Raw genomic sequence first — 19,276 nt, 5'->3', positions numbered from 1 at the left:
TGCCATGCGCCGATCCTTGCCCCGCGGGGTCCTGCTCTCGCTGATCGCGTTCCTTGTGGTGGCGGGGGGGGTCTGGGCCTTCTCCCGGCTTCTGGTGGAGTCGCTGCTGGGCGATCCGGACGCGGACGGGGCCGGGCAGCCGGAGGCGGTGGCCATCCTTCGGATCCAGGGGGGTATCTTCGACGCCCGGGCGGCCGTCCGCTCGCTGGAGCGCCTCGGGAGGCGGCCCGGCGTCAAGGCCGTCCTCCTCCGGATCGACAGCCCGGGCGGCGCGGTGTCGCCCACGCAGGAGATCTACCAGGAGGTGCTCCGGCTGCGGAAGGCGGGCGTCAAGGTGGTCGCCTCCATGGGGAGCGTGGCCGCCTCGGGCGGCTACTACGTGGCGGCGGCGGCCGACAAGATCTACGCCAATCCCGGCACCATCACCGGGAGCATCGGGGTCGTGATGGTCCTGCCCGACGTCCAGAAGGCCATGGGGACGCTCGGGCTTCGCATGAACGTGATCAAGAGCGGGCCGAACAAGGATGTGGCCTCGCCCTTCCGCCCGATGACGGACAAGGACAGGGAGATCCTCCAGCGGCTGGTGGACGACACGTACGCCCAGTTCGTCCGCGCGGTGGCGGAAGGCCGCAAGATGCCGCAGGAGAGGGTGCGCGAGATCGCCGACGGGAGCATCTACAGCGGCGAGCGCGCGAAGGAGATAGGCCTCGTCGATGCGCTGGGCACCGAGCGCGAGGCGATCCTGGAGGCGGCCCGGCTCGGCGGCATCAAGGGCGAGCCCCGGCTCATCGAGCTGAAGCCGGAGGCGGGCCTCTGGAGCCTCCTGCAGAACTGGGCCGGGCCGTGGTCCGGATGGTTCGGGACGGAGGGCGGGCGCTTTTTCGGAGGGACGCCCGCCGTGCTAGAGTATATGTGGAGACTTTCGTGACCGTCGCCGCGAGGGAGCCGCACGGCAACCGATTTCCCGCCGCCCGGAAGGCAGAGGGCGGGCCCCGCGACCGTCGCACTCGCCATGGAGGTTGCCGTTTCCCATGACCAAGGCGGAGCTGGTGGAGCGGATCGCCGCGAAGATCAACCTCACGAAGAAAGACACCGAGCGCGTGGTCAACATCGTCTTCGGGAGCATCATCCAGTCGCTCGCCGGCTCCGACAAGGTGGAGCTGAGGGGCTTCGGCAGCTTCCGGGTGCGCTCCCGCGAGAGCCGCGACGGGCGGAACCCCCGGACGGGCGACAAGGTGGCCATCCCGCCCAAGAAAGTCCCCTTCTTCAAGGCGGGCAAAGAGCTCCGCGAGCTGGTGGACGGCAAGCCGGAGGAGAACGGTTCCGCCGTCTCCTCGGACGGCGTCCGGGCCTCCGCGTCCGTCCCCCGGGCCGGCGGCACCGAGGAAAAGCCCTTCTAGCCCGTACCGCCGGGGGAGCCTTCCGCCCCCGCCGGCCGGCGGGATTCCTCCCATGCGAGAAAAGCGCATCGGCAGGGGCCTCATCTCCCTCTCCCAAGGCGACATCACCGAGAGCGCGGCCGACGCCGTCGTGAACGCCGCCAACAACCACCTCTGGATGGGGGCGGGGGTCGCGGGCGCCATCAAGCGCAAGGGCGGCGCCTCCATCGAGGAGGAGGCCGTGGCCAAGGGGCCCATCCCCGTGGGTGAGGCGGTCGCCACCGGGGCGGGGGCGCTCAAGGCCCGCTACGTCATCCACGCGGCTGGCATGGGACAGGACCTGCGGACCTCGGAGGACCTCGTCGAGGCTTGCACCCGGGCCAGCCTCCGCCGGGCCGAGGAGCTCAAGCTCACCAGCATCGCCTTTCCCGCCATCGGCACCGGCGTGGGAGGGCTCCCCGCCGCCCGGGCGGCCGGGCGCATGCTCCGCGCCGCCGCCGGGCACCTCGCCCGGGAAGAAGGCACCCTCCGCCGCATCGAGTTCGTCCTCTTCAGCGAAGCGGACCTCCGCGCCTTCGAGGCGGCCCTCGCCGATGCGGGGTAAGGGCGCGGAGCAGGGCCCGAGGAACTTCCTTGCGGGCCTGTGCAACCGGGCAAATGCCAACGGCTCCCCTCCCCCCCTGGGAGAGGGGAAGGGGGTGAGGGTGTAGGGGCAGCCCCGCGGCTGCCCTGCCCAAGGTGGGCTTAAGGCTCGTCCTGCAAAGTCTCCCTCACCCCGGCCCTCTCCCGGAGGGAGAGGGAGATGGCCACAACCTCGGGGGGTGAACGCCGCTGATGGAATCCGCCGCTGGCGCGCCGCCGCGATACCCCTTCGAAGGCCCCGACCCCAGGCCCCTCGCCGTCCTGGCCGGCTCCACGGCCTCAGGCAAGACCGCCCTGGCCATCGCCATTGCGGCGCGGCTCTCGATCCCCCTGGAAGTCATCGGCGCCGACGCCCGACAGATCTACCGTGGCCTCTCCGCCGGCACCGCCAAGCCCACCGAGGCCGAGCGGCGGACGCTCCCCCACCACATGATCGACGTGGCCGATCCGGCCGAAACCTTTGACGCCGCCCGCTACGCCCGAGAGGCCAGGGCCTGCGCCGAGGGCGTCTACGCCCGGGGCGCGGTGCCCCTCGCCGTGGGAGGGAGCGGCCTCTACCTGCGCGCCCTGGCGGAGGGCCTCTTCGAGGGCCCCGGCGCCCAGCCCGCCCTCCGCGAGCGGCTCGAGGCGGAGGCGGACCGGGAGGGCCCCGCCGCCCTCCACCGGCGCTTGGCCGGGTGCGACCCCCGGGCGGCGGCCCGGATCCATCCCAACGATCGCAAGCGCATCGTCCGCGCCCTGGAGGTGTACGAGGCCACCGGCCGCCCCATCTCCTCCCTGCGCGCCGAAGCCCCCGCGAAGGGCTTTGAGCGCCCCTTGTGGCTCGGAGTAGACTGGCCGCCCGAACTTCACGCCCGGCGCATCGAGGGGCGGGTCCGCGCCATGCTCGCGGGGGGGATGGTCGAGGAGGCCGAGACGCTCGCGCGGCAAGGGCTCGCGGGGGCGCCCGCCTTCGAGGGGCTGGGCTACGCCGAGGCGCTGGCCTTCGGACGCGGGGAGGCGGGTCTCGAGGAGACGGTGGAGCTCATCTGCCGCCTCCACCGCGGCTACGCCAAGCGCCAGCGCACCTGGTTCCGGCGGGTCGAGGGTATCCGCTGGCTCCGGCCCGCGGAGGGCGTGGAGCGGGCGGCGGAGGAGGGTGCCCGGGCGGTCGAGGCCTACCTCGCCGGGTTCCCGGGGCTGCGGAAGGGGGCGGCCGGTTGAGCGTGGTGCTGATCGGGTTCAAGGGGGCGGGGAAGACGACGGTGGGGCCGCTGCTGGCCTCGCGCCTGGGGCTCCCCTTCGACGACCTGGACCGCCGGGTCGAGGCGGCCGCCGAGGCGCGCCTGGGCGAGAAGGCAGGCTTCCGGGAGGCCTTCCGGCGCCTGGGCGGGGAGGCCTTCCGGGCGCTGGAGCGGACCCTCCTGGCCGGGGCCCTGGCGGAGGGGGAGATGGTGCTCGCCCTGGGCGGGGGGGCGCCGCTCGACCCGGCCGCGCAGGCTTCGCTCGAGGGCCACTGCGTGGTGTATCTTCGGGTGCCGGAGGAGGACTTGGTGCGGCGGGTGCGGGAAGACGGCTGGCCCGCCTACCTGGACGCGGAGGCGGACAAGGAGGGCGCCCTGCGGGGCGTCCTCGCGGCGAGGCTCCCGCGCTACGAGCGCCTGGCCGGGGTGGTGGTCGAGAACCCCGACGGGCGGGACCCCGCGGAGGCCGCCGCCGAGGCCGAGCGCGGGGTGCGGAGCTGGCTCGACCAGCGGCGCTGACGGGAAGAGAGGCCATCGTGTCCAACACGTTCGGGCGGGTGTTCCGCTTCACCACCTGGGGGGAGTCGCACGGCCCCGCCGTGGGCGTCGTGGTGGACGGCTGCCCGGCCGGGCTGCCCCTGGAGGAGGCGGACATCCAGCGGGAGCTCGACCGGCGCCGGCCGGGCCAGAGCCGGGTCACCACCCAGCGCCAGGAGGAGGACCGGGGCGAGATACTCTCGGGCGTCTTCGAGGGCCACACGGCCGGGACGCCCATCTCCATCCTCATCCGCAACAAGGACGCCGACTCCTCCAAGTACGAGCCCCTGCGGGAGCTCTACCGGCCCGGCCACGCGGACTTCACCTACATGGCCCGCTGGGGCCGGAGGGACCACCGGGGGGGCGGGCGCTCCAGCGCCAGGGAGTCGGCGGGCCGGGTGGCGGCGGGCGCCATCGCCAAGAAGCTCCTCGCCCGGCAGGGCATCTCCATCGTGGGCTTCGTGAGCCGGGTGGGGGATGTGGCCTGGGAGGGGGAGTCCTTCGATCCCGCCGTCATCGAGAGCAACCCCGTGCGCTGCCCCGACCCCGGGACGGCCGAGCGGATGGAGGAGGCCATCCTCGCCGCCCGGAAGGCGGGGGACTCGGTCGGCGGGGTGGTCACGGTGGTGGCCACGGGCGTCCCCGCGGGCTGGGGCGAGCCGTATTACGCGCGGCTCGACTCGGACCTCGCCTCGGCCATGATGGGCATCCACGCGGCCAAGGGGGTGGAGATCGGGGCGGGCTTCCGGGCGGCCTCCATGCGGGGCTCCGAGCACAACGATCCCTTCGACTTCGTGGAGGGGAAGGTGACGCCCCGGACGAACCACGCCGGGGGCATCCTGGGCGGCATCTCCTCGGGGGCGCCCATCGTGGTGCGCTTCGCGGTGAAGCCCACCTCTTCCATCCTGCTGGAGCAGGAGACGGTTTCGATCAAGGGGGAGCGCCGGACGGTGAAGGTGGAGGGGAGGCACGACCCCTGCGTCGCGCCGCGCGCGGTGCCCATCGGGGAGGCGATGATGGCGGTGGTGCTGGCCGACCACTGGCGGCTGAGCCTGGGGGTACGGGTGGTCTAGGGGAGAGGCGAGTCCGGACCGGACGCCTCGTCGTCCTCCAGCGGTCAGCGCGCCTTGTGGCGCATGGTGCCGGGCTCCATCAGGGTGATGATGCCCTTGCTCCAGTGGATGAGGCGCTGCTCCTTGAACGCCTTGAGCACCTTGTTGACGCTCTCGCGGGTGGCGCCGGACATGTCGGCCAGGTCCTGCTGCTTGAGCCTGAGGTTGATGCGGACGGCCCCCTGGGGCCCGGGCTGCCCGTAGCGGCTGGCGAGGTCGGTCAGGCGCTTGGCGAGGCGGGTGGCGAGATTGCAGAAGGCGGCGTCGCTCAGCAGCTCGTCCGTGCGCCGGAGGCGCAGGCTCAGCTCGGAGAGGATGACGATGGCCGCCCGCGGATTCTCCAGGATGTAGCGGTTGAAGTCGTCCTTGTCGAGGGTGAGGATCTCGGTCGACTCCGCCGCGACGGCCGTGGCCGAGCGGGGGGCGCCGTCGAAGAGCGAGAGCTCGCCGAAGAACTCGCCGGTCGAGAGGAGGGCCACGATGACGTTCTCGCCCTCGGCCGAGGGGAGCAGGATCTTCACCTTCCCCGAGATGATGATGTACAGCGTCGAGCCGGGGTCGTTCTTGTGGAAGATGATCTGCTCCCGGTCGAAGCGCCGGTGCTGGAGCTGCTTGCCGAGCACCTCCAGGCTCTCGTTCGGCAGATGGGCAAAGAGGGAAACCTGTCCGAGAACGGATTCGAATCCCATGGCGGTGCCTCTCCGGCCCGAGCGGGGAACTTCCGTATCGCGGTACTCTAGCAGGGATGCGGGCCGGATGCCAAACGGCGCGAAAGTCCGGCCGGGCGGCTTGACTCCGGCCTGGGGGGCGGATCGGGCGCCGGGAACGGGCCTGGGGGGCGGGGCATGAGGCTGGGGGTGGTCGGGCTGGGGGTGATCGGGCGGGCCATGGTGCGGGCCGCCGACGAGGGCAGGGTGCCGGCCTCCGTCGCCGCGGTGACCACCCGCACCCCCGCCAAAGCCGAGGCCTTCCTGGCCGGGCTCAAGGCGCGCCCGCACCTGACCGATCTCGCGGGCGTGGTGGAGGCCTCCGAGGTGGTGGCCGAAGCCTCGGGCGGCCCGACGGTCGAGGCCATCTGCCGGGCGGCCCTGCCCCGGGGGCGGGACGTGCTCGTGCTCTCGGCGGGGGCCCTGCTGGAGCGCGAGGACCTGCTCGAGCTGGCCCGGGCGAGCGGATCTCGCATCTACGTCCCCTCGGGCGCCATCATCGGCCTGGACGGGCTCAAGGGCGCCGCCGCGGGGCGCCTGGACTCCGTCACCATGACCACCCGCAAGCCCCCGGCGGGGCTCAAGGGGGCGCCCTACGTGGTGGAGCGCGGCCTGGACCTCGACGCCCTGCGGGAGCCCACGGTGATCTTCGAGGGAAGCCCGGTCGAGGCCTGCCGCGGCTTCCCCGAGAACGTGAACGTCTCGGCGGCGGTGAGCCTGGCCGGCATCGGCCCGCGCCGCACCACCATCCGGATCGTGTGCGACCCGTCCATCGGCAGGAACATTCACGAGGTCGAGGCGGCGGGGGAGTTCGGGCGCTCCTTCATCCGGATCGAGAACGTGCCCTCGGAGAACCCGAAGACGGGCATCCTGACCTTCCTCTCCACCATCGCCTTCCTGCGGGGGCGCGAGGCGCACCTGGTGGTGGGCACCTGACCCGGGAGGAGCCTTGAGCGCGAAGCCTGTCTTCTTCATCCCGGAGTTCCGGGAGCCCCGCGAGACGCTGCGGCGGCTCCTCTCGCCGCACGGCGAGATCCGCGACGGCGGCGCCCGGAAGTGGTCCGAGGCGGAGCTCCTCCGCGACGCCAAGGGCTGGGACGCCCTCATCGTGACCTCGCGCGAGCAGATCACGGCGCCCGTCATCGAGACGGCGGACAAGCTGCGGATCATCGCCAAGATCGGCGTAGGGGTCGAGAACATCGACATCCCGGCCGCCACCCGCCGCGGGGTGCCGGTGGTGAACTGCCCCGGCTCGAACGCCGTCTCGGTCGCCGAGATGGCCCTGGGGCTGATTCTCGCCGCGGTGCGGGAGATCCCCCAGGGGATGGAGAACCTGCGCCGGGGCCACTGGCGCGACAAGGTGAACATCCGCTGGGAGCTGACGGGCGCCACCTTCGGCATCGTGGGCTTCGGCAACGTCGGGCGGCAGCTCGCGCGGCTCCTCCGGGGCTTCGAGGGGCGCATCCTGGCCTACGACGCCTTCCTTTCGCCGGAGCGGGTGCGGGCGGGCGGGGCCGAGCCGGCGGACCTGGACACCCTCACCCGAGAATCCGATATCGTCTCCATCCACTGCAGCCTCACCCCCGAGACCCGCCACATGTTCGGCGCGGCCCGCCTGCGGATGATGAAGCGGAGGGCCATCCTCGTGAACTGCGCCCGGGGGGCGGTCATCGACGAAGCGGCGCTCGTCCGGGCGCTTCGGGAGGGGGTGATCGCCGGGGCGGGGCTCGATGTCTTCGAGGAGGAGCCGGCCTCGAAGGACACCCCGCTGTTCTCCCTTCCCAACGTGGTCTTCACCCCCCACCAGGCCGGGGCCACCCACCAGGCGCGCGAGCGCATCAACGAGATGGCCGCCGACGGCGTGCTCCGCGCCCTGCGGGGGGAGCGGCCCGACGCTTCCATGCTGTTGAATCCAGAGGTGTATAAGGCATAGGGCGAGGGGAGATCACGGTGTCCCCTCACCCCGGCCCTCTCCCATAGGGAGAGGGCGCCGCGGCCGGTTGCACGTGACGGCGAGGAGCTTGCCACCCCCCTCTCCCCTTAGGAGAGGGGCAGGGGGTGATGGAGAAGTGGAGAGAGCTTCACGGCCCTGGCTTTTTTCATGGACGGAACATCCCGCCATGCTGTTGAATCCAGAGGTCTACGGGGCGTGACGTGGGCGCTTGCGCCCGTGGGCCTCCCCCCCTATACTTGGCCGGTTTTGCCGGCTTGCGGGATGGTTTTTTCCTAGGAGGCGGACTTGAAAGGCGCGACCGAGCAGATCTGGATCGACGGGAAGTTCGTCCCCTGGGACGAGGCCAAAATCCACGTCCTCACCCACAGCCTCCACTACGGGCTCGGGGTGTTCGAGGGCATCCGCTGCTACAAGACGCGCCGGGGCCCGGCCGTGTTCCGCCTCCACGAGCATATGCGGCGGCTCTACGACTCGGCCCGCATCACGGGGCTCGACATCCCCTTCGAGCGCAAGGCGTTCACCGAGGCCGTCCTCGAAACCATCCGCCGGAACAAGGTCGAGTCGTGCTACATCCGGCCCCTCGTCTGGCTGGGCTACGGCTCGATGGGGGTGAACCCGATGGGCGCCCCGGTGAACTGCCTCGTGGCCGTGTGGCACTGGGGGGCCTACCTCGGGGAGGAGGGGCTCAAGAAAGGCATCCGCTGCAAGATATCCTCCTTCACCAGCCACCACCCGAACAGCTACATGACCAAGGCCAAGACCACCGGCAACTACGCCGTCAGCCAGATGGCCAAGGTGGAGGCCATCAAGGCGGGCTTCGACGAGGCCATCATGCTCGACCCGGAGGGCCTCGTGGCCCAGGGCTCGGGCGAGAACATCTTCATCGTCCGCGACGGGGTGCTCAAGACCCCGCCCCTGCACGGCGTCCTGCGGGGCGTGACGCGCGACACCGTCATCGACCTGGCCCGCGAGCAGGGCGTGCCCTTCGAGGTGGGCTCGATCACGCGCGACGAGGTCTACACCGCCGACGAGGCCTTCTTCACCGGCACCGCCGCCGAGGTCACCCCCATCCGCGAGGTGGACGGCCGCCAGGTGGGCGAGGGCAGGCCCGGCCCCGTCACCCAGCGTCTCCAGACAGCCTTCTTCGCCGTGGTGAACGGCGAGGACGAGGGCCGGCTCAAGTGGCTCACATCCGTTTGACGTTTTCCACGGCCGGCCGCCTTCGGCGGAGCCGGGGAAGACGGGAGGAAGCGGCACCGTGACACCGATCTACGAGTACGAATGCCAGGCCTGCGGCGAAGGGACCGAGAAGATCCAGAAGGCCACCGATAAGCCCATCCGCAAGTGCCCCGCCTGCGGGGCGCTGAGGCTCCGCCGCAAGGTCTCGCGCTCCGCCTTCCACCTCAAGGGCGCGGGCTGGTACGCCACCGGCGGCTACGGCTCGAACGGCAAGGACAAGAAGAAATCCGAGAGCGCCTCCGAGGGCGGAGGCGGCGACGGCGCAAGCGAGAAGAAAGCCGACGCCAAGCCCGAGCCCAAGACCGAGGCGAAGGCCGAGAGCAAGCCGGAGAGCAAACCAGAGAGCAAGCCCGCGGGCAAGAAGAAGGATTGAGCCCTACCGAGCCTCTTCCTTCGTCAGGAAAGCCACCATCCGGACGATGCAGCCGTCCCCGCCTCGCCACCGCCAGGGGAAGGCGGCGAGGGCGAAACGCCTGCCCACCACCCGGTCCAAGTCTCCGCCCACGTTCTCGAAGCCCGCGATGCCGTTTCCGAGCAGGAGCCGGTGGCAGGGCTCCCAATCCGGGAAGTCTTCCCCGGGGTGGCGGCCGGTGCGGGCCCGGTACTCGTCGATCGTGAAGGGGCAGATGGGCTGGGGCCCCCAGGCGATCTTCGTGCCGAGGGGGTGATCGAGGGCCTGCTGGTCCACCCCCACCCCCTTCACCCCGCGCCGGACGAGCCACTCCCCCGCCTCCCGGTAGAGGCCCGGCGAGTAGATGAAGTACTTGGTGTTGTCCCCGTAGTGGTGATGCCAGCCGGTGTGGATGAGGACGATGTCGCCGGGACGGATCTCAGGGCGGGCGCCCTCCAGGTCCTGGGCGGTGATGACCCCCCACTCCTCCTTGGGGATGTCCACGCACACGGCGCTCCCGAAGAAGCTCCGCAGCGGGACCTCGTCCATGAAGGGCTTCCCCTCGATGACGTGGGCGGGGGCGTCGGTGTGGGTGGTGCAGTGCATGAAGGTGGTGATCTGCTGGCTGAGCACCTGGCTCTTCGCGTGGTAGTGGAAGCGCTCGATCCTGATGTCCGGGAAGTAGGGCCAGAGAGGGGCGCCGTGGCCCCAGGGGTGGCTGAGGTCGACGAGCTCGTAGTCGTCCAGGCGGTCCGTGTCGATGAGCATGGCGCGCACTCCTCCGGGGGGTTGGCCGACAGGGGAGGCTACCAAAGCCCGGGGGAGCCCGCTAGATTGCCGGGAGGGGGAAATTCCGGTACATGTTGACGGCCCTAGCCCCGCCGGAGTGGCGGAACGGTAGACGCAGCGGACTCAAAATCCGCCGGGCGCAAGCCCATGGGGGTTCGATTCCCCCCTCCGGCACCAAGTATTTTGCAATGTTGGACGATGGAGGGCTTGTCCGAAACAAGAGGCATCTTTTCCGGGCGCTTCCCGTTTTTCCCGCCCCTCACCCCTCCGCCAGCAGCGACGCCATTTCGCGGAGGCCGATGGCCTCGACGCCCTTGGCCGCCGGGTGGTGTTCCTCGCCCGAGTAGACGACGAAGGATCGCTTCGGCTTCAGGTCCTCCCGGGCGTTATGGAATCCCTTGCCGGGGCTCGCCGAGAGTCCGCGCTTGATCTCGATGGCCCAGAGGCCGCGCTTGCCCGGAAGCTCGAGCACGAGGTCGATTTCCGCGCCCGCGGAGGTGCGGTAAAAGCTCGCCATGGTCCGGGGCGGGGCCGCCGCCAGAAGATTCTCGATCACGAAGCCCTCCCAACTCGCGCCGACCACGGGGTGGCCCGCCAGGGCGTTGTGATCCGCAATGCCGAGCAGGGCGTGGACCAGGCCGCTGTCCCGCACATAGGTCTTGGGCGACTTCACCAGGCGCTTGCCGATATTGGCGCGGAAGGGCGGCAGGCGGCGCACAAGCAAAAGGTCCGCGAGAAGATCGATATAGCGCGTCACGGTCTGGGTGCTGACGCCGAGGCCGCTCGCCAGGCGTGACGCATTGAGAAGACTGCCCTGGCTGTGCGCCAGCATCGTCCAGAGCCGCTCCAGCGTCTCCGCCGGAAGGCGCGGCGCGAACAACCCTACGTCCCGCTGGAGGTAGGTTCGGATGAAATCCTTGCGGATTTGAAGGCTCCGCTCGTCGTCCGGGGCGAGGTAGCTGTCGGGATACCCGCCGCGCACCCAGAGCGTATTGAGGGCGTCCGCGCCTGCGGGCACTTCGAGAATATCGAGCGGCCCCATGTCCACGTAGGCGATCCGGCCCGCCAGGCTTTCGCCGGACTGCCGCAACAGGTCGATGGAGGCCGAGCCGAGCACGAGGAAGCGCCCGGTCCGTTTTCCCTTGCGGCGCCCCCGGTCGATGATGCCTCTTAGGTCCTGGAACAATTCCGGCACGCGGTGGATCTCGTCCAGGATGACGAGGCTGTCCTCGTAGCGTTCGAGGAACAGCTTCGGGTCGCTCAGCTTTTCCCGATCCGTCCGGTCTTCGAGATCGAGATAGGTCGCGCCCGTCTCGCTCCCGATTTCGAGGGCGAGGGTGGTTTTCCCCACTTGCCGCGGCCCGATGATGGCCACGGCGGCCTGATAGGCCAGAGCTTGCTTGACCTTTTCCCTGATCCGCCGGTCTATCATCCTTGTATTTTATCCATCTGATGGAAGAAATACAAGGATAAACCGAAAAATCCGCAAATATCCTTGCAAATCTTACATGAGCTGGAAGATTTGCAAGGATCGGCCTCCGCCCAGATTCCGGGAGCAAGCCCATTAGGGGAGGTCGAGTCCGCCTCCGGCACCAGGCGAATCCGGCGGGAATCCGGTGCCCGCCGCGCGGCCCAAGAGCGCCGGGGGCGGGCCGCTCCGCGGCGAGGGCTTTTCGGCGCGAAGCACCCCCCCCTCACCTCTTCATCGAGGCGAGGCCGGCCCTCAAATCCGAAGGCGGGCGGCCTTACTAGCGCGTGGCCAGTGCCACGATGGCGACCGCGATGCCGAGCACGGCGATGACGAGCAATGCATCAACGCGCAGTATCATGGTCGTCCTCCCTTTTGCGGGCCGCCCGGCTTCCGCGAGAGCGGCCGGGGTTTCCTAGCGGGCGCTTACCGCCACAAGCGCCACCGCGACGCCGAGCAGCGCGATGACAGTCAGAGGGTCAACGCGAAGAATCATGTTTCTCTCCTTCTTGCCAGGGGTGCGTTGGGATCCGGGAGACGCGGAGGGAGCAAAGGCAGCAAAACCGGAAATAGCAATAAAAATGCCATCCACTTTCATTTCGCCGGCATATAGGCCGGATAATTCCTCCCTGAGACGCTCGCATCCCATATATCTATTAGAGTACGAGTTATTGGTATTTTGGCGGGATTGTCATTTTGCCGAATTGGCAGATTGCCGATGAGCCGGTTTGCCATATGTGCAATTTCACATCGGACGAAAAAAGAGGGCGCCCCCGCGAAGGGCGCCCTTCCTGGTTTTGTATGGCTTCCTCCGGCGCCGGGGGGCCCCGCGCTCCCTTGCGATTGCCCCGCCTTTCTACCCCCCCGCGAGGGCCCCCACGATGAGGAAGGGCTCGGCCCCGGAGACCACGGCATCGGGCAGGGGCGCCTCCGGGGGCTCGTGGGAGAGGTCCTCCCCGCAGGCGAAGAAGCGCACGAAGGGACGCCGCTTCAGTGTGGCGTGGTCGCGGATGGTGCCGCGCAGGGCCGGGTAGCGGGCCTCGACGGCGTCGAGGAGCGCGCCCAGCGTGGCCCGCTCGGCCTCGACCTCCACCTCCTCGCCCGCGGCGCGCGCGAGGGTGCGCAGGTGCTCGGGGAGGACGACGCGGATCATGGCCATTATCGTTGTTCGCACGCTTGCTTTAAGCTTTCGATGTCAATCTTATTCATCTGAAGCAGCGCCTTCATGACCCTTTCGGACTTCTCCGGGTCCCCGTCCTGCATCATCTCGCCCAGCTCCGTTGGAATGATCTGCCAGGACACCCCATACTTGTCCTTCAGCCAGCCGCATTGCTCTTTTTCTCCGCCCTCGGAGAGTTTTTCCCACAATCGGTCTACTTCCTGCTGCGTCTCGCGGTTCACCATGAAGGATATGGCAGGCGAAAACTTGAACACCGGGCCGCCGTTCAGCGCCATGAATTCTTGCCCGTCGAGCTGGAACGTCACCGTCATCACGGTCCCCTTCGGCCTTCCGGAGACATTCGCGCCCGCGTCGCCATAGTAAGAAACGCTCCCGATTTTGGAGTTCTTGAAAACCGATACATGAAAGTTCGCCGCTTCTTCGGCTTGGTCATCGAACCACAGGCATGGAGTGAACTGCTGCATGGATTTTCCCTCCTTCATTCATCCCGCCATCTTCATATTGGTCACGGCAGCGTCTGGGCTTCGACCGAGAGCACGGCCGGGAGGTCCCGGACGATGGGCGCCCAGTTGTCTCCGCCGTCCGCCGAGGCGTAGACCTGCCCGCCGGTCGTTCCGAAGTAGACGCCGCAGGGGTCGAGCCTGTCCACGGCCATCGCGTCGCGCAGCACGTTCACGTAGCAGTCGCGCTGAGGCAGGCCCTTCGCGAGGGGCTCCCATTCGTTCCCGCCCGAGCGGCTGCGGTAGACGCGCAGCTTGCCCTCGGGGGGATAGTGCTCGGAGTCGCTCTTGATGGGGACGACGTAGACGGTCTCGGGCTCGTGGGCGTGGACCTCGATGGGGAAACCGAAGTCGGTGGGCAGATCCCCGCTCACCTCCCGCCACGAATCGCCCGCGTCGTCGCTGCGCATCACGTCCCAGTGTTTCTGCATGAAGAGGACGCCGGGGCGAGAGGGGTGCATGGCGATGCGGTGGACGCAGTGGCCCACCTCCGCCTCGGGGTTTGGGATGTATTGAGACTTCAACCCGCGGTTCACCGGCCGCCACGTCCGGCCGGCGTCGTCCGACCGGAAGGCGCCCGCGGCCGAGATGGCGATGAATATCCGCTTGGGGTTGCCCGGATCGAGCAGGATGGTGTGCAAGCACATGCCCCCCGCTCCCGGCGCCCAGAGGTTCCCCTGCGTGCCGCGCAGCCCGGGGAGTTCCTGCCATGAGCGGCCGCCGTCCGCCGTGCGGAAGAGGGAAGCGTCCTCCACGCCGGCGTACACCGTGTCCGGATCGGTCAGGGAGGGCTCGAGGTGCCAGACCCGCTTGAACTCCCACGGGTGCTGCGTGCCGTCGTACCACTGGTGCGTGGTGAGGGGCTTGCCGGTCTCGGGGGAGGTGTCGTAGACGAACTTATTGCTCACCCCGGCGGGCGGGCCGTAGGGGTCGGGCATCTTCTCCCCGCCGGGCGTCTCCCAGGTCTTCCCGCCGTCGCTCGAGCGCTGGATGATCTGGCCGAACCAGGCGCTCGTCTGGGAGGCGTACAGTCGGTCCGGGTCGGCCGGGGAGCCCTTCATGTGGTAGATCTCCCAGCCCCCGAAGTGGGGGCCGGCCACGTCCCAGCGCCCGCGCTTCCCGTCCGAGGTCAGGACGAAGGCGCCCTTGCGGGTGCCGACCAGCAATCTCACTTGGCTCATATCCCGTTCCTTCCCGGGCTTGCCCTCTCACGAGGGGGGCAGAAGGCGGCACCTAGAATACCTGGCCTCACGCATAACCCTACGCCTTCTGCTGGCTCATCGAGGCGAAGAACTCCTTCTGGCGCCGGCCGATCTCCTCGGGCGTGAGGTCCTCCCGGTGGGTGGCCAGCGTCCACTGGTGCCCGGAGGGGTCCTCGATGGTGGCGGCGCGGTCTCCCCAGAACATGTCGGCCGGCGGCTGTACGACCTTCGCCCCGGCGTCCGCCGCGCGCTTGAAGGCGGCATCCGCGTCGGGCACGTACACGTAGAGCCCGGCCGTGCGGGCGCCGGCGGATTTCGGCGAGCGGCACTCGGGCATGTCGGGGGACTCATCGCCCATCATGACGATGGAGTCGCCGAGCTTGATCATGGCGTGCATGATGCGGCCGCCGGGGCCGGGCATCCGCATCAGCTCTTGGGCGCCCAGGGCGCGCTTGTAGAAGTCGAGCGCCTGGGCGGCGTCGTCGAGAGTCAGGGTCGGCGTCACGGCGTGGAATCCGTCGGGGATGGGCTTGGCCATGATGACTTCCTTCTTCGATGATCTCGGCGGCATTGGGTTGAGGCGGAAGAGCTCAATATGGGTCAGGCTGGGGCCGTATGTTCCGGAAAAAGCCATTCTACATCATAAATCCGCACCCTTCAGGTTTCGCGCCTCAGGCGGTCATTGGGCCGCATGATTCTTCGCCGTGCCCGGCTTGCCTTCCCGGCCGATGCGGTCCTGCGCCTCCTTCCAGGCGGGGAAGGCCTCCTTGAGCTTCCGGCGCCCCGCCGGAGTCAGGCGGAGGGGGCGCTCCCGCGCGTCCCGGGACGGGCCGGCGGCGATCCAGCCGTTCCGCTCGAGCAGCGCCGCGCTCCGGGTGAGGGTGGTGCGCTCGAGCCCGAGCACCCGGGCGAGCTCCCCAATCGGCGCCCGTCCTTTCAACGCCAGGGCGGCGAGGATGGAGAACTGCGTCGCGCGCAGGCCGTGCGGGCGCAGCTTCTCCTCGTACAGCCGGGTGATCGCCCGGGCCCGCCGGCGCGCGGCGAGGCAGTGGCACGCCCTGCATTCGGCGAGATCGATGGCGGCGCGCATCATTTAAGTGTAGATACACCCATATCCCCCGTCAAGTCCGAAATTCGGATGGGCGGAAAAACCGCCGGGGACGAGGCGAATTTCCCTCAGGGCGTCCGAACGATGCGAGGGGTCGAATCGGAGGAATACCTGTGGCGCAAGGCGGTTTCTATTTCTTTTTGGCGCGGGCCTTCTTCTTGCGCGGCTTGTAGCCGATGCGCTTGAGGGCCTCCTCGATGGGGACGGGGACTTCCTTCCCCGCCTTGATGGCCTCCAGCGCCTTCAACCCCTCCTCCAGGTCGATCTGGTCCTCGCTTTTAAAGCGCATCGTGCAAGCCACCGGTTCGATCCCCCCGTGCACCGGGAATGGACAAAAAAGAGGCGCCCTTGCGGGGCGCCTCTCGTTTTCGCGCTGTTGGGTTCTCAGTACAGATTTTTCCGGTAGCCCTCGAAGACCTCCTCCTCGACCTTCCTGGGATCGAGGCCGCCGCCGATCTGCTCGGCCAGGCACTCGCCCATGGAGGGGAAGTCCTTGCGGTCCACGTGGCGGGCGGGGTCCCAGAGCTTCGAGCGCATGAGGGCCTTGGCGCAGTGGAGGAAGACCTCCTCCACCTCGACCAGCATGACCGAGCGCGGGAGCTTGCCCTGGAAGGCGTGCCCGGCGAGGACGGCCGGGTCGGTGGTGATGCGGGCCCTGCCGTTCACGCGCAGGGTCTCGTTGATGCCGGGGACGAGGAAGAGGAGGCCGACGCTGGGGTTCTCGAGGATGTTGGAGAAGGAATCCACCCGGTTGTTGCCGGGGCGGTCGGGGATGGCGAGGGTTCGGTCGTCCAGGATCTTCACGAAGCCGGGGGCGTCGCCCCGGGGGGAGGCGTCGGTGCCCTTGCCGCTCGCGGTCGAGAGGACGAAGAAGGGGGAGAGGGAGATGAAGCGCTTGCTGTGCTTCTCCAGCTTGGGAAGCTGCTTCAGGCGGGCGCGGTAGTTGACCTCGCCGTAGTGGGCGCGGAGCTCTTCCTGCGTGTCGATCTGGGCCGCGATCTCGGGCTCTGCCATGGGGATCCTCCCTTTCCTCGTCGGGGGGCCGGAGGCCCCGGTCCTAAATAGGGGAATATTTTATCCGATTTTTGGGGCCGGGGCGAGGGGGTTCGGCGGTTTGCGGGGGGGCGGGGGTCTGTAGGGGGCGAAGCATGCCGAATTGAGGGCACGGCCCCCGAAATTCATCCCGTGACGGAAAATGGCGCGATTTGCGCGAAATTGCGGTAAATGGCTCAGGGGAGGATGGATGTATCTTGCCCGAGGGCGGGCATCGCCTTTTGGGGGGAAGGCTGCCCCTGCAGAGCGGGAAGCCGCTGGCCCTTTTGTCACGGTTAATAAGGGATATTGAGGGAAAAAGGGCATGAAAAAGGAGTTTTGAAGAGAGTTTCAAATGGGGGAAGTAACGGTTAGTAACGGATATTAATGGAAAAAGAGCATTTAAAGGGGGGAAAGACAGTCGACTGTCGGGAGGGCGCTGTGTCGCGCGGCTAGGCCCCCTCCTTGCGGCCCTCCTGCGGGCGCTCGCCCTTTCCGGTCGCGGCGGGGAAGGGCGCTCCGGCCGCTTTCTGGCCGTCGCCCGAGCCTCCCTCGCCCCCCTTGGGCTGGGCCCAGGCGAGGGTGCGGTAGGGGAAGGGGATCTCGATGCCCCGGGCGTCGAAGGTGTTCTTGATGCGGCGGTAGAACTCGCGCCGCACGGACCACTGCTTGATGGGCCGGGTCTTGAAGCGCCCCTTGATGACGACGGCCGAGTCGGCGAACTTGTCGAGCCCGGCGATCTCTACCGGCTCGAGGATCATGGAGCTCCACTCGGGGTCGGCGCGCATCCCCTCGGCGACCTCCCGGATGACCTCGATGACCTCGTCCACGTTCTCCCGGTAGGCCACCCCGATCTCGAAGACGGCCTGGCTGAACTCCTTGGTGAAGTTGGTCACCACGTCGATGGAGCCGTTGGGGATGACGTGCACGTTGCCGTCGTAGTCCCGCAGGCGCACCGAGCGCAGGTTGAAGCCCTCGACGAAGCCGCCGATGTCCTTCACCTTCACCACGTCCCCCACGGCGATGTTGTTCTCGAGGAGCATGAAGACGCCGGTGATCACGTCCTTGACGAGGGACTGGGCCCCGAAGCCCACCGCCAGGCCGATGATGCCGGCGCCGGCCAGGATGGGGGCCACGTTCACCCCCACGTTGGCCATGATGCTGATCGAGGCGCCCACGATGACGGCCCACTTGAAGACCGAGAAGGCGAGCGGGAGGAGGGTGCGCTGCTGCGGCGTGGGGATGCGGGGCGTGCCGTCCGCCCGCCTCCGCCCGGTGAGGAAGTACTCCAGGGCGGCGCGGGCCGCCTCGATGAGAAGGGCGGCGACGGCGGTGGTCAGGGCGATGCCGAGGAGGCTTCCGAGGAGGGCCAGCCCGGCCCGGGAGAAGAGGAGGGCCAGCGTGGGCACGCCCCAGGCGTCCAGGATGAGGAGCGCGGCCCCGGCCCAGACGAGGACGACCAGGGCGGTTGTGATGACCGGGGTGTAGAGGTTCACCCGGTACTCGATGCCGGGCACGAGCCGGCGGAGGCGCTCGTTCACGGCGAACAGGCGCCGGGTGCCGAGCTGGGCCAGCCGGCTCAAGGCGAGGGCCGCCGCGGCGATGACGACGGTGAGGACGGTGGCCTCGATGAGCAGGCGGAGCCGGGCCCGGGAGCCTCCCGTCCAGAACAGGTAGAAGATCACGAAATAGGGGACCGCGATGAGGTGCCAGCGGGCGGCGGCGATGTTCCAGGCGTGGACGGCGACGCGGACCGGGCCCGGGGCGTTCTCCGGCTCCCGGAGCGAGAGGAAGGCGCGCGCCCGGTCGCGCTGCTGGAACACCATCACGAGGATCTGGAGCAGGAGGATGAAGCGGTAGGCGTGGGAGACGAGGAGAGGGAGCTCCGGCCCCAGGTCCAGGGCGCGGCACACCTGGGCGAGCGCCTCCCCCCACACCCCCACGAGGATGAAACGGTTGGACCAGAGGGAGAAGTAGACGGCCGTTTCGTCTTCTACCGGCACGGGCCGCCATCCCGGCCGCTCGGGCGCCAGGAAGGCCGCCACCGCCCCCTGCAGGAACAGCTGCAGGAAGACGGCCCAGAGGAAGATGAGGAGGAGGCCCTCCTCCGTCCGCCCCAGGCCGAGGAGCACCACGAGAAGGGAGCCCCCGGCCAGCAGGGCCCCGGCCGGGAGGACCCGCTCCAGCCACTCCCTGAGGGCCGCCAGGACGCGGAAGAACCAGCCGTGGCCCGTCCCGTCGCCCGAGGGCTTGGGCAGGAGCCTCCGCAGGAGGAACCGGGCGGCGGCCAGGAAGGCGAGGGCCGCGGCCAGCGCGACGAGGAACCGCAGGCCCGCCTGCAGCCCGCCGTGGCGGGAGAAGGCTTCTTCCCACCGCTCCGGGATGCGGGCCAGCTTCTCGGGCACCATCTCGAAGGAGGCCAGGGTCTCCCGGACGGTCTGGTTCAGCCGTTGCACCGTCTCGGCGAAGAAATGGTCGAAGGAGGAGGTATCTTCTTTCGGGGGCGCCGGGGGCGCCTCCCCGCGCTGGGCGCCGAGGAGGAGGCGGAGCTGGCGGACGAGGGCCTCCCGCTCCTTGGGGTTCTCGATGCGCCGGATGAGCGACTCGATCTCCTGCCGCTGGATCCCTTCCGCGGGCGGGGAGGACGCCGGCGCCGCGAGGGCCCCTTCCGGCAGGCACAGCGCCAGCCCGGCGGCGCAGGCGAGCCCGAGGGCGAGAGAATTGAGCGTCAGGCGTATCGTCCGGGGCATCATCATTCCTTGGGCGGGGAGCGGGAGGTCCGGCGGCGGGCATCCCCCAGGAGAGGCGGTCAT

General features: G+C 69.2%; 21 protein-coding genes and 1 tRNA gene. 11 read left to right on the top strand and 11 right to left on the bottom strand.

Features of this window, described 5'->3' with window-relative positions:
* The first annotated feature begins 4 nt into the window (after positions 1–4).
* The 6 genes from sppA (at position 5) to aroC (ending at position 4,854) form a co-directional block, all read left to right on the top strand.
* Positions 5–928 (top strand): signal peptide peptidase SppA, encoded by a 924-nt coding sequence (gene sppA, locus HYZ11_15640; GenBank protein ID MBI3129038.1) that lies wholly within the window; start codon positions 5–7, stop codon positions 926–928.
* 103 nt (positions 929–1,031) lie between these two features.
* Complete coding sequence (locus HYZ11_15635; GenBank protein MBI3129037.1) at positions 1,032–1,400, top strand: integration host factor subunit beta; 369 nt, start codon at positions 1,032–1,034, stop codon at positions 1,398–1,400.
* Positions 1,401–1,452: 52 nt separating this feature from the next.
* Positions 1,453–1,983, top strand: a complete 531-nt coding sequence (locus tag HYZ11_15630; protein MBI3129036.1) for a macro domain-containing protein — start codon at positions 1,453–1,455, stop codon at positions 1,981–1,983.
* Positions 1,984–2,213: 230 nt separating this feature from the next.
* Positions 2,214–3,224 (top strand): tRNA (adenosine(37)-N6)-dimethylallyltransferase MiaA, encoded by a 1,011-nt coding sequence (miaA, locus tag HYZ11_15625; GenBank protein ID MBI3129035.1) that lies wholly within the window; start codon positions 2,214–2,216, stop codon positions 3,222–3,224.
* 5 nt (positions 3,225–3,229) lie between these two features.
* Positions 3,230–3,763, top strand: a complete 534-nt coding sequence (locus HYZ11_15620) for a shikimate kinase (GenBank protein ID MBI3129034.1) — start codon at positions 3,230–3,232, stop codon at positions 3,761–3,763.
* 14 nt (positions 3,764–3,777) lie between these two features.
* Positions 3,778–4,854, top strand: a complete 1,077-nt coding sequence (aroC, locus tag HYZ11_15615) for a chorismate synthase (protein MBI3129033.1) — start codon at positions 3,778–3,780, stop codon at positions 4,852–4,854.
* Between the two features lie 44 nt (positions 4,855–4,898).
* On the opposite strand, the gene HYZ11_15610 is transcribed toward aroC, so the two are convergent.
* Positions 4,899–5,582 (bottom strand): Crp/Fnr family transcriptional regulator, encoded by a 684-nt coding sequence (locus tag HYZ11_15610; protein ID MBI3129032.1) that lies wholly within the window; start codon positions 5,580–5,582, stop codon positions 4,899–4,901.
* 156 nt (positions 5,583–5,738) lie between these two features.
* On the opposite strand from HYZ11_15610, the gene HYZ11_15605 reads away from it, so the two are divergent.
* From HYZ11_15605 to HYZ11_15590, 4 genes are all read left to right on the top strand, one after another.
* Positions 5,739–6,536: an aspartate dehydrogenase gene (locus HYZ11_15605; protein ID MBI3129031.1), complete on the top strand. Its 798-nt coding sequence runs from the start codon at positions 5,739–5,741 to the stop codon at positions 6,534–6,536.
* Positions 6,537–6,549: 13 nt separating this feature from the next.
* Complete coding sequence (locus HYZ11_15600; protein ID MBI3129030.1) at positions 6,550–7,533, top strand: hydroxyacid dehydrogenase; 984 nt, start codon at positions 6,550–6,552, stop codon at positions 7,531–7,533.
* Between the two features lie 306 nt (positions 7,534–7,839).
* Positions 7,840–8,754 (top strand): branched-chain amino acid transaminase, encoded by a 915-nt coding sequence (locus HYZ11_15595; protein MBI3129029.1) that lies wholly within the window; start codon positions 7,840–7,842, stop codon positions 8,752–8,754.
* 58 nt (positions 8,755–8,812) lie between these two features.
* Positions 8,813–9,166, top strand: coding sequence for a zinc ribbon domain-containing protein (locus tag HYZ11_15590; protein MBI3129028.1), 354 nt, complete (start codon positions 8,813–8,815; stop codon positions 9,164–9,166).
* Positions 9,167–9,169: 3 nt separating this feature from the next.
* On the opposite strand, the gene HYZ11_15585 is transcribed toward HYZ11_15590, so the two are convergent.
* Positions 9,170–9,952, bottom strand: coding sequence for a cyclase family protein (locus HYZ11_15585; GenBank protein ID MBI3129027.1), 783 nt, complete (start codon positions 9,950–9,952; stop codon positions 9,170–9,172).
* A 112-nt stretch (positions 9,953–10,064) separates the two neighbouring features.
* Between HYZ11_15585 and HYZ11_15580 the strand changes: the two genes are divergently transcribed.
* A tRNA-Leu gene (locus HYZ11_15580) sits at positions 10,065–10,150 on the top strand.
* 82 nt (positions 10,151–10,232) lie between these two features.
* Here HYZ11_15580 and HYZ11_15575 read toward each other — a convergent pair.
* From HYZ11_15575 to HYZ11_15535, 9 genes are all read right to left on the bottom strand, one after another.
* Entirely contained in the window at positions 10,233–11,405 is a 1,173-nt protein-coding gene (locus HYZ11_15575) for an ATP-binding protein (GenBank protein ID MBI3129026.1), read from the bottom strand.
* An 892-nt stretch (positions 11,406–12,297) separates the two neighbouring features.
* Entirely contained in the window at positions 12,298–12,594 is a 297-nt protein-coding gene (locus tag HYZ11_15570; GenBank protein ID MBI3129025.1) for a MoaD/ThiS family protein, read from the bottom strand.
* A gap of 5 nt (positions 12,595–12,599) precedes the next feature.
* On the bottom strand, positions 12,600–13,085 hold the full coding sequence (locus HYZ11_15565) for a VOC family protein (GenBank protein ID MBI3129024.1): 486 nt from the start codon (positions 13,083–13,085) through the stop codon (positions 12,600–12,602).
* Between the two features lie 41 nt (positions 13,086–13,126).
* Complete coding sequence (locus HYZ11_15560; protein MBI3129023.1) at positions 13,127–14,302, bottom strand: exo-alpha-sialidase; 1,176 nt, start codon at positions 14,300–14,302, stop codon at positions 13,127–13,129.
* 79 nt (positions 14,303–14,381) lie between these two features.
* Positions 14,382–14,861 carry a VOC family protein gene (locus HYZ11_15555; GenBank protein ID MBI3129022.1) on the bottom strand — a complete coding sequence of 160 codons (480 nt, stop codon included), beginning with the start codon at positions 14,859–14,861 and terminating at the stop codon, positions 14,382–14,384.
* A 141-nt stretch (positions 14,862–15,002) separates the two neighbouring features.
* Positions 15,003–15,416, bottom strand: a complete 414-nt coding sequence (locus HYZ11_15550) for a MarR family transcriptional regulator (GenBank protein ID MBI3129021.1) — start codon at positions 15,414–15,416, stop codon at positions 15,003–15,005.
* A 145-nt stretch (positions 15,417–15,561) separates the two neighbouring features.
* Positions 15,562–15,720, bottom strand: a complete 159-nt coding sequence (locus HYZ11_15545) for a hypothetical protein (protein ID MBI3129020.1) — start codon at positions 15,718–15,720, stop codon at positions 15,562–15,564.
* A 95-nt stretch (positions 15,721–15,815) separates the two neighbouring features.
* Positions 15,816–16,445, bottom strand: a complete 630-nt coding sequence (locus HYZ11_15540; protein ID MBI3129019.1) for a pyridoxamine 5'-phosphate oxidase family protein — start codon at positions 16,443–16,445, stop codon at positions 15,816–15,818.
* 470 nt (positions 16,446–16,915) lie between these two features.
* Positions 16,916–19,213 carry a mechanosensitive ion channel gene (locus HYZ11_15535; GenBank protein ID MBI3129018.1) on the bottom strand — a complete coding sequence of 766 codons (2,298 nt, stop codon included), beginning with the start codon at positions 19,211–19,213 and terminating at the stop codon, positions 16,916–16,918.
* Positions 19,214–19,276 lie beyond the last annotated feature (63 nt).

Source organism: Candidatus Tectomicrobia bacterium (genome assembly GCA_016192135.1).
GTDB lineage: Bacteria > UBA8248 > UBA8248 > UBA8248 > UBA8248 > 2-12-FULL-69-37.
Note: the sequence above shows the minus strand (reverse complement) of the source record. Positions and strands in the feature narration are given on the sequence as shown.

Bases quoted from the DNA above. Each gene is read 5' to 3' on its own strand.
- HYZ11_15545 (MBI3129020.1), bottom strand. From the start codon at position 15,720: ATGCGCTTTAAAAGCGAGGACCAGATCGACCTGGAGGAGGGGTTGAAG.
- HYZ11_15630 (MBI3129036.1), top strand. From the start codon at position 1,453: ATGCGAGAAAAGCGCATCGGCAGGGGCCTCATCTCCCTCTCCCAAGGC.
- HYZ11_15585 (MBI3129027.1), bottom strand. From the start codon at position 9,952: ATGCTCATCGACACGGACCGCCTGGACGACTACGAGCTCGTCGACCTC.
- HYZ11_15560 (MBI3129023.1), bottom strand. From the start codon at position 14,302: ATGAGCCAAGTGAGATTGCTGGTCGGCACCCGCAAGGGCGCCTTCGTC.
- HYZ11_15555 (MBI3129022.1), bottom strand. From the start codon at position 14,861: ATGGCCAAGCCCATCCCCGACGGATTCCACGCCGTGACGCCGACCCTG.
- HYZ11_15635 (MBI3129037.1), top strand. From the start codon at position 1,032: ATGACCAAGGCGGAGCTGGTGGAGCGGATCGCCGCGAAGATCAACCTC.
- HYZ11_15565 (MBI3129024.1), bottom strand. From the start codon at position 13,085: ATGCAGCAGTTCACTCCATGCCTGTGGTTCGATGACCAAGCCGAAGAA.
- HYZ11_15570 (MBI3129025.1), bottom strand. From the start codon at position 12,594: ATGATCCGCGTCGTCCTCCCCGAGCACCTGCGCACCCTCGCGCGCGCC.
- HYZ11_15605 (MBI3129031.1), top strand. From the start codon at position 5,739: ATGAGGCTGGGGGTGGTCGGGCTGGGGGTGATCGGGCGGGCCATGGTG.
- HYZ11_15610 (MBI3129032.1), bottom strand. From the start codon at position 5,582: ATGGGATTCGAATCCGTTCTCGGACAGGTTTCCCTCTTTGCCCATCTG.
- miaA (MBI3129035.1), top strand. From the start codon at position 2,214: ATGGAATCCGCCGCTGGCGCGCCGCCGCGATACCCCTTCGAAGGCCCC.
- HYZ11_15550 (MBI3129021.1), bottom strand. From the start codon at position 15,416: ATGATGCGCGCCGCCATCGATCTCGCCGAATGCAGGGCGTGCCACTGC.
- sppA (MBI3129038.1), top strand. From the start codon at position 5: ATGCGCCGATCCTTGCCCCGCGGGGTCCTGCTCTCGCTGATCGCGTTC.
- HYZ11_15575 (MBI3129026.1), bottom strand. From the start codon at position 11,405: ATGATAGACCGGCGGATCAGGGAAAAGGTCAAGCAAGCTCTGGCCTAT.
- HYZ11_15540 (MBI3129019.1), bottom strand. From the start codon at position 16,445: ATGGCAGAGCCCGAGATCGCGGCCCAGATCGACACGCAGGAAGAGCTC.
- HYZ11_15535 (MBI3129018.1), bottom strand. From the start codon at position 19,213: ATGCCCCGGACGATACGCCTGACGCTCAATTCTCTCGCCCTCGGGCTC.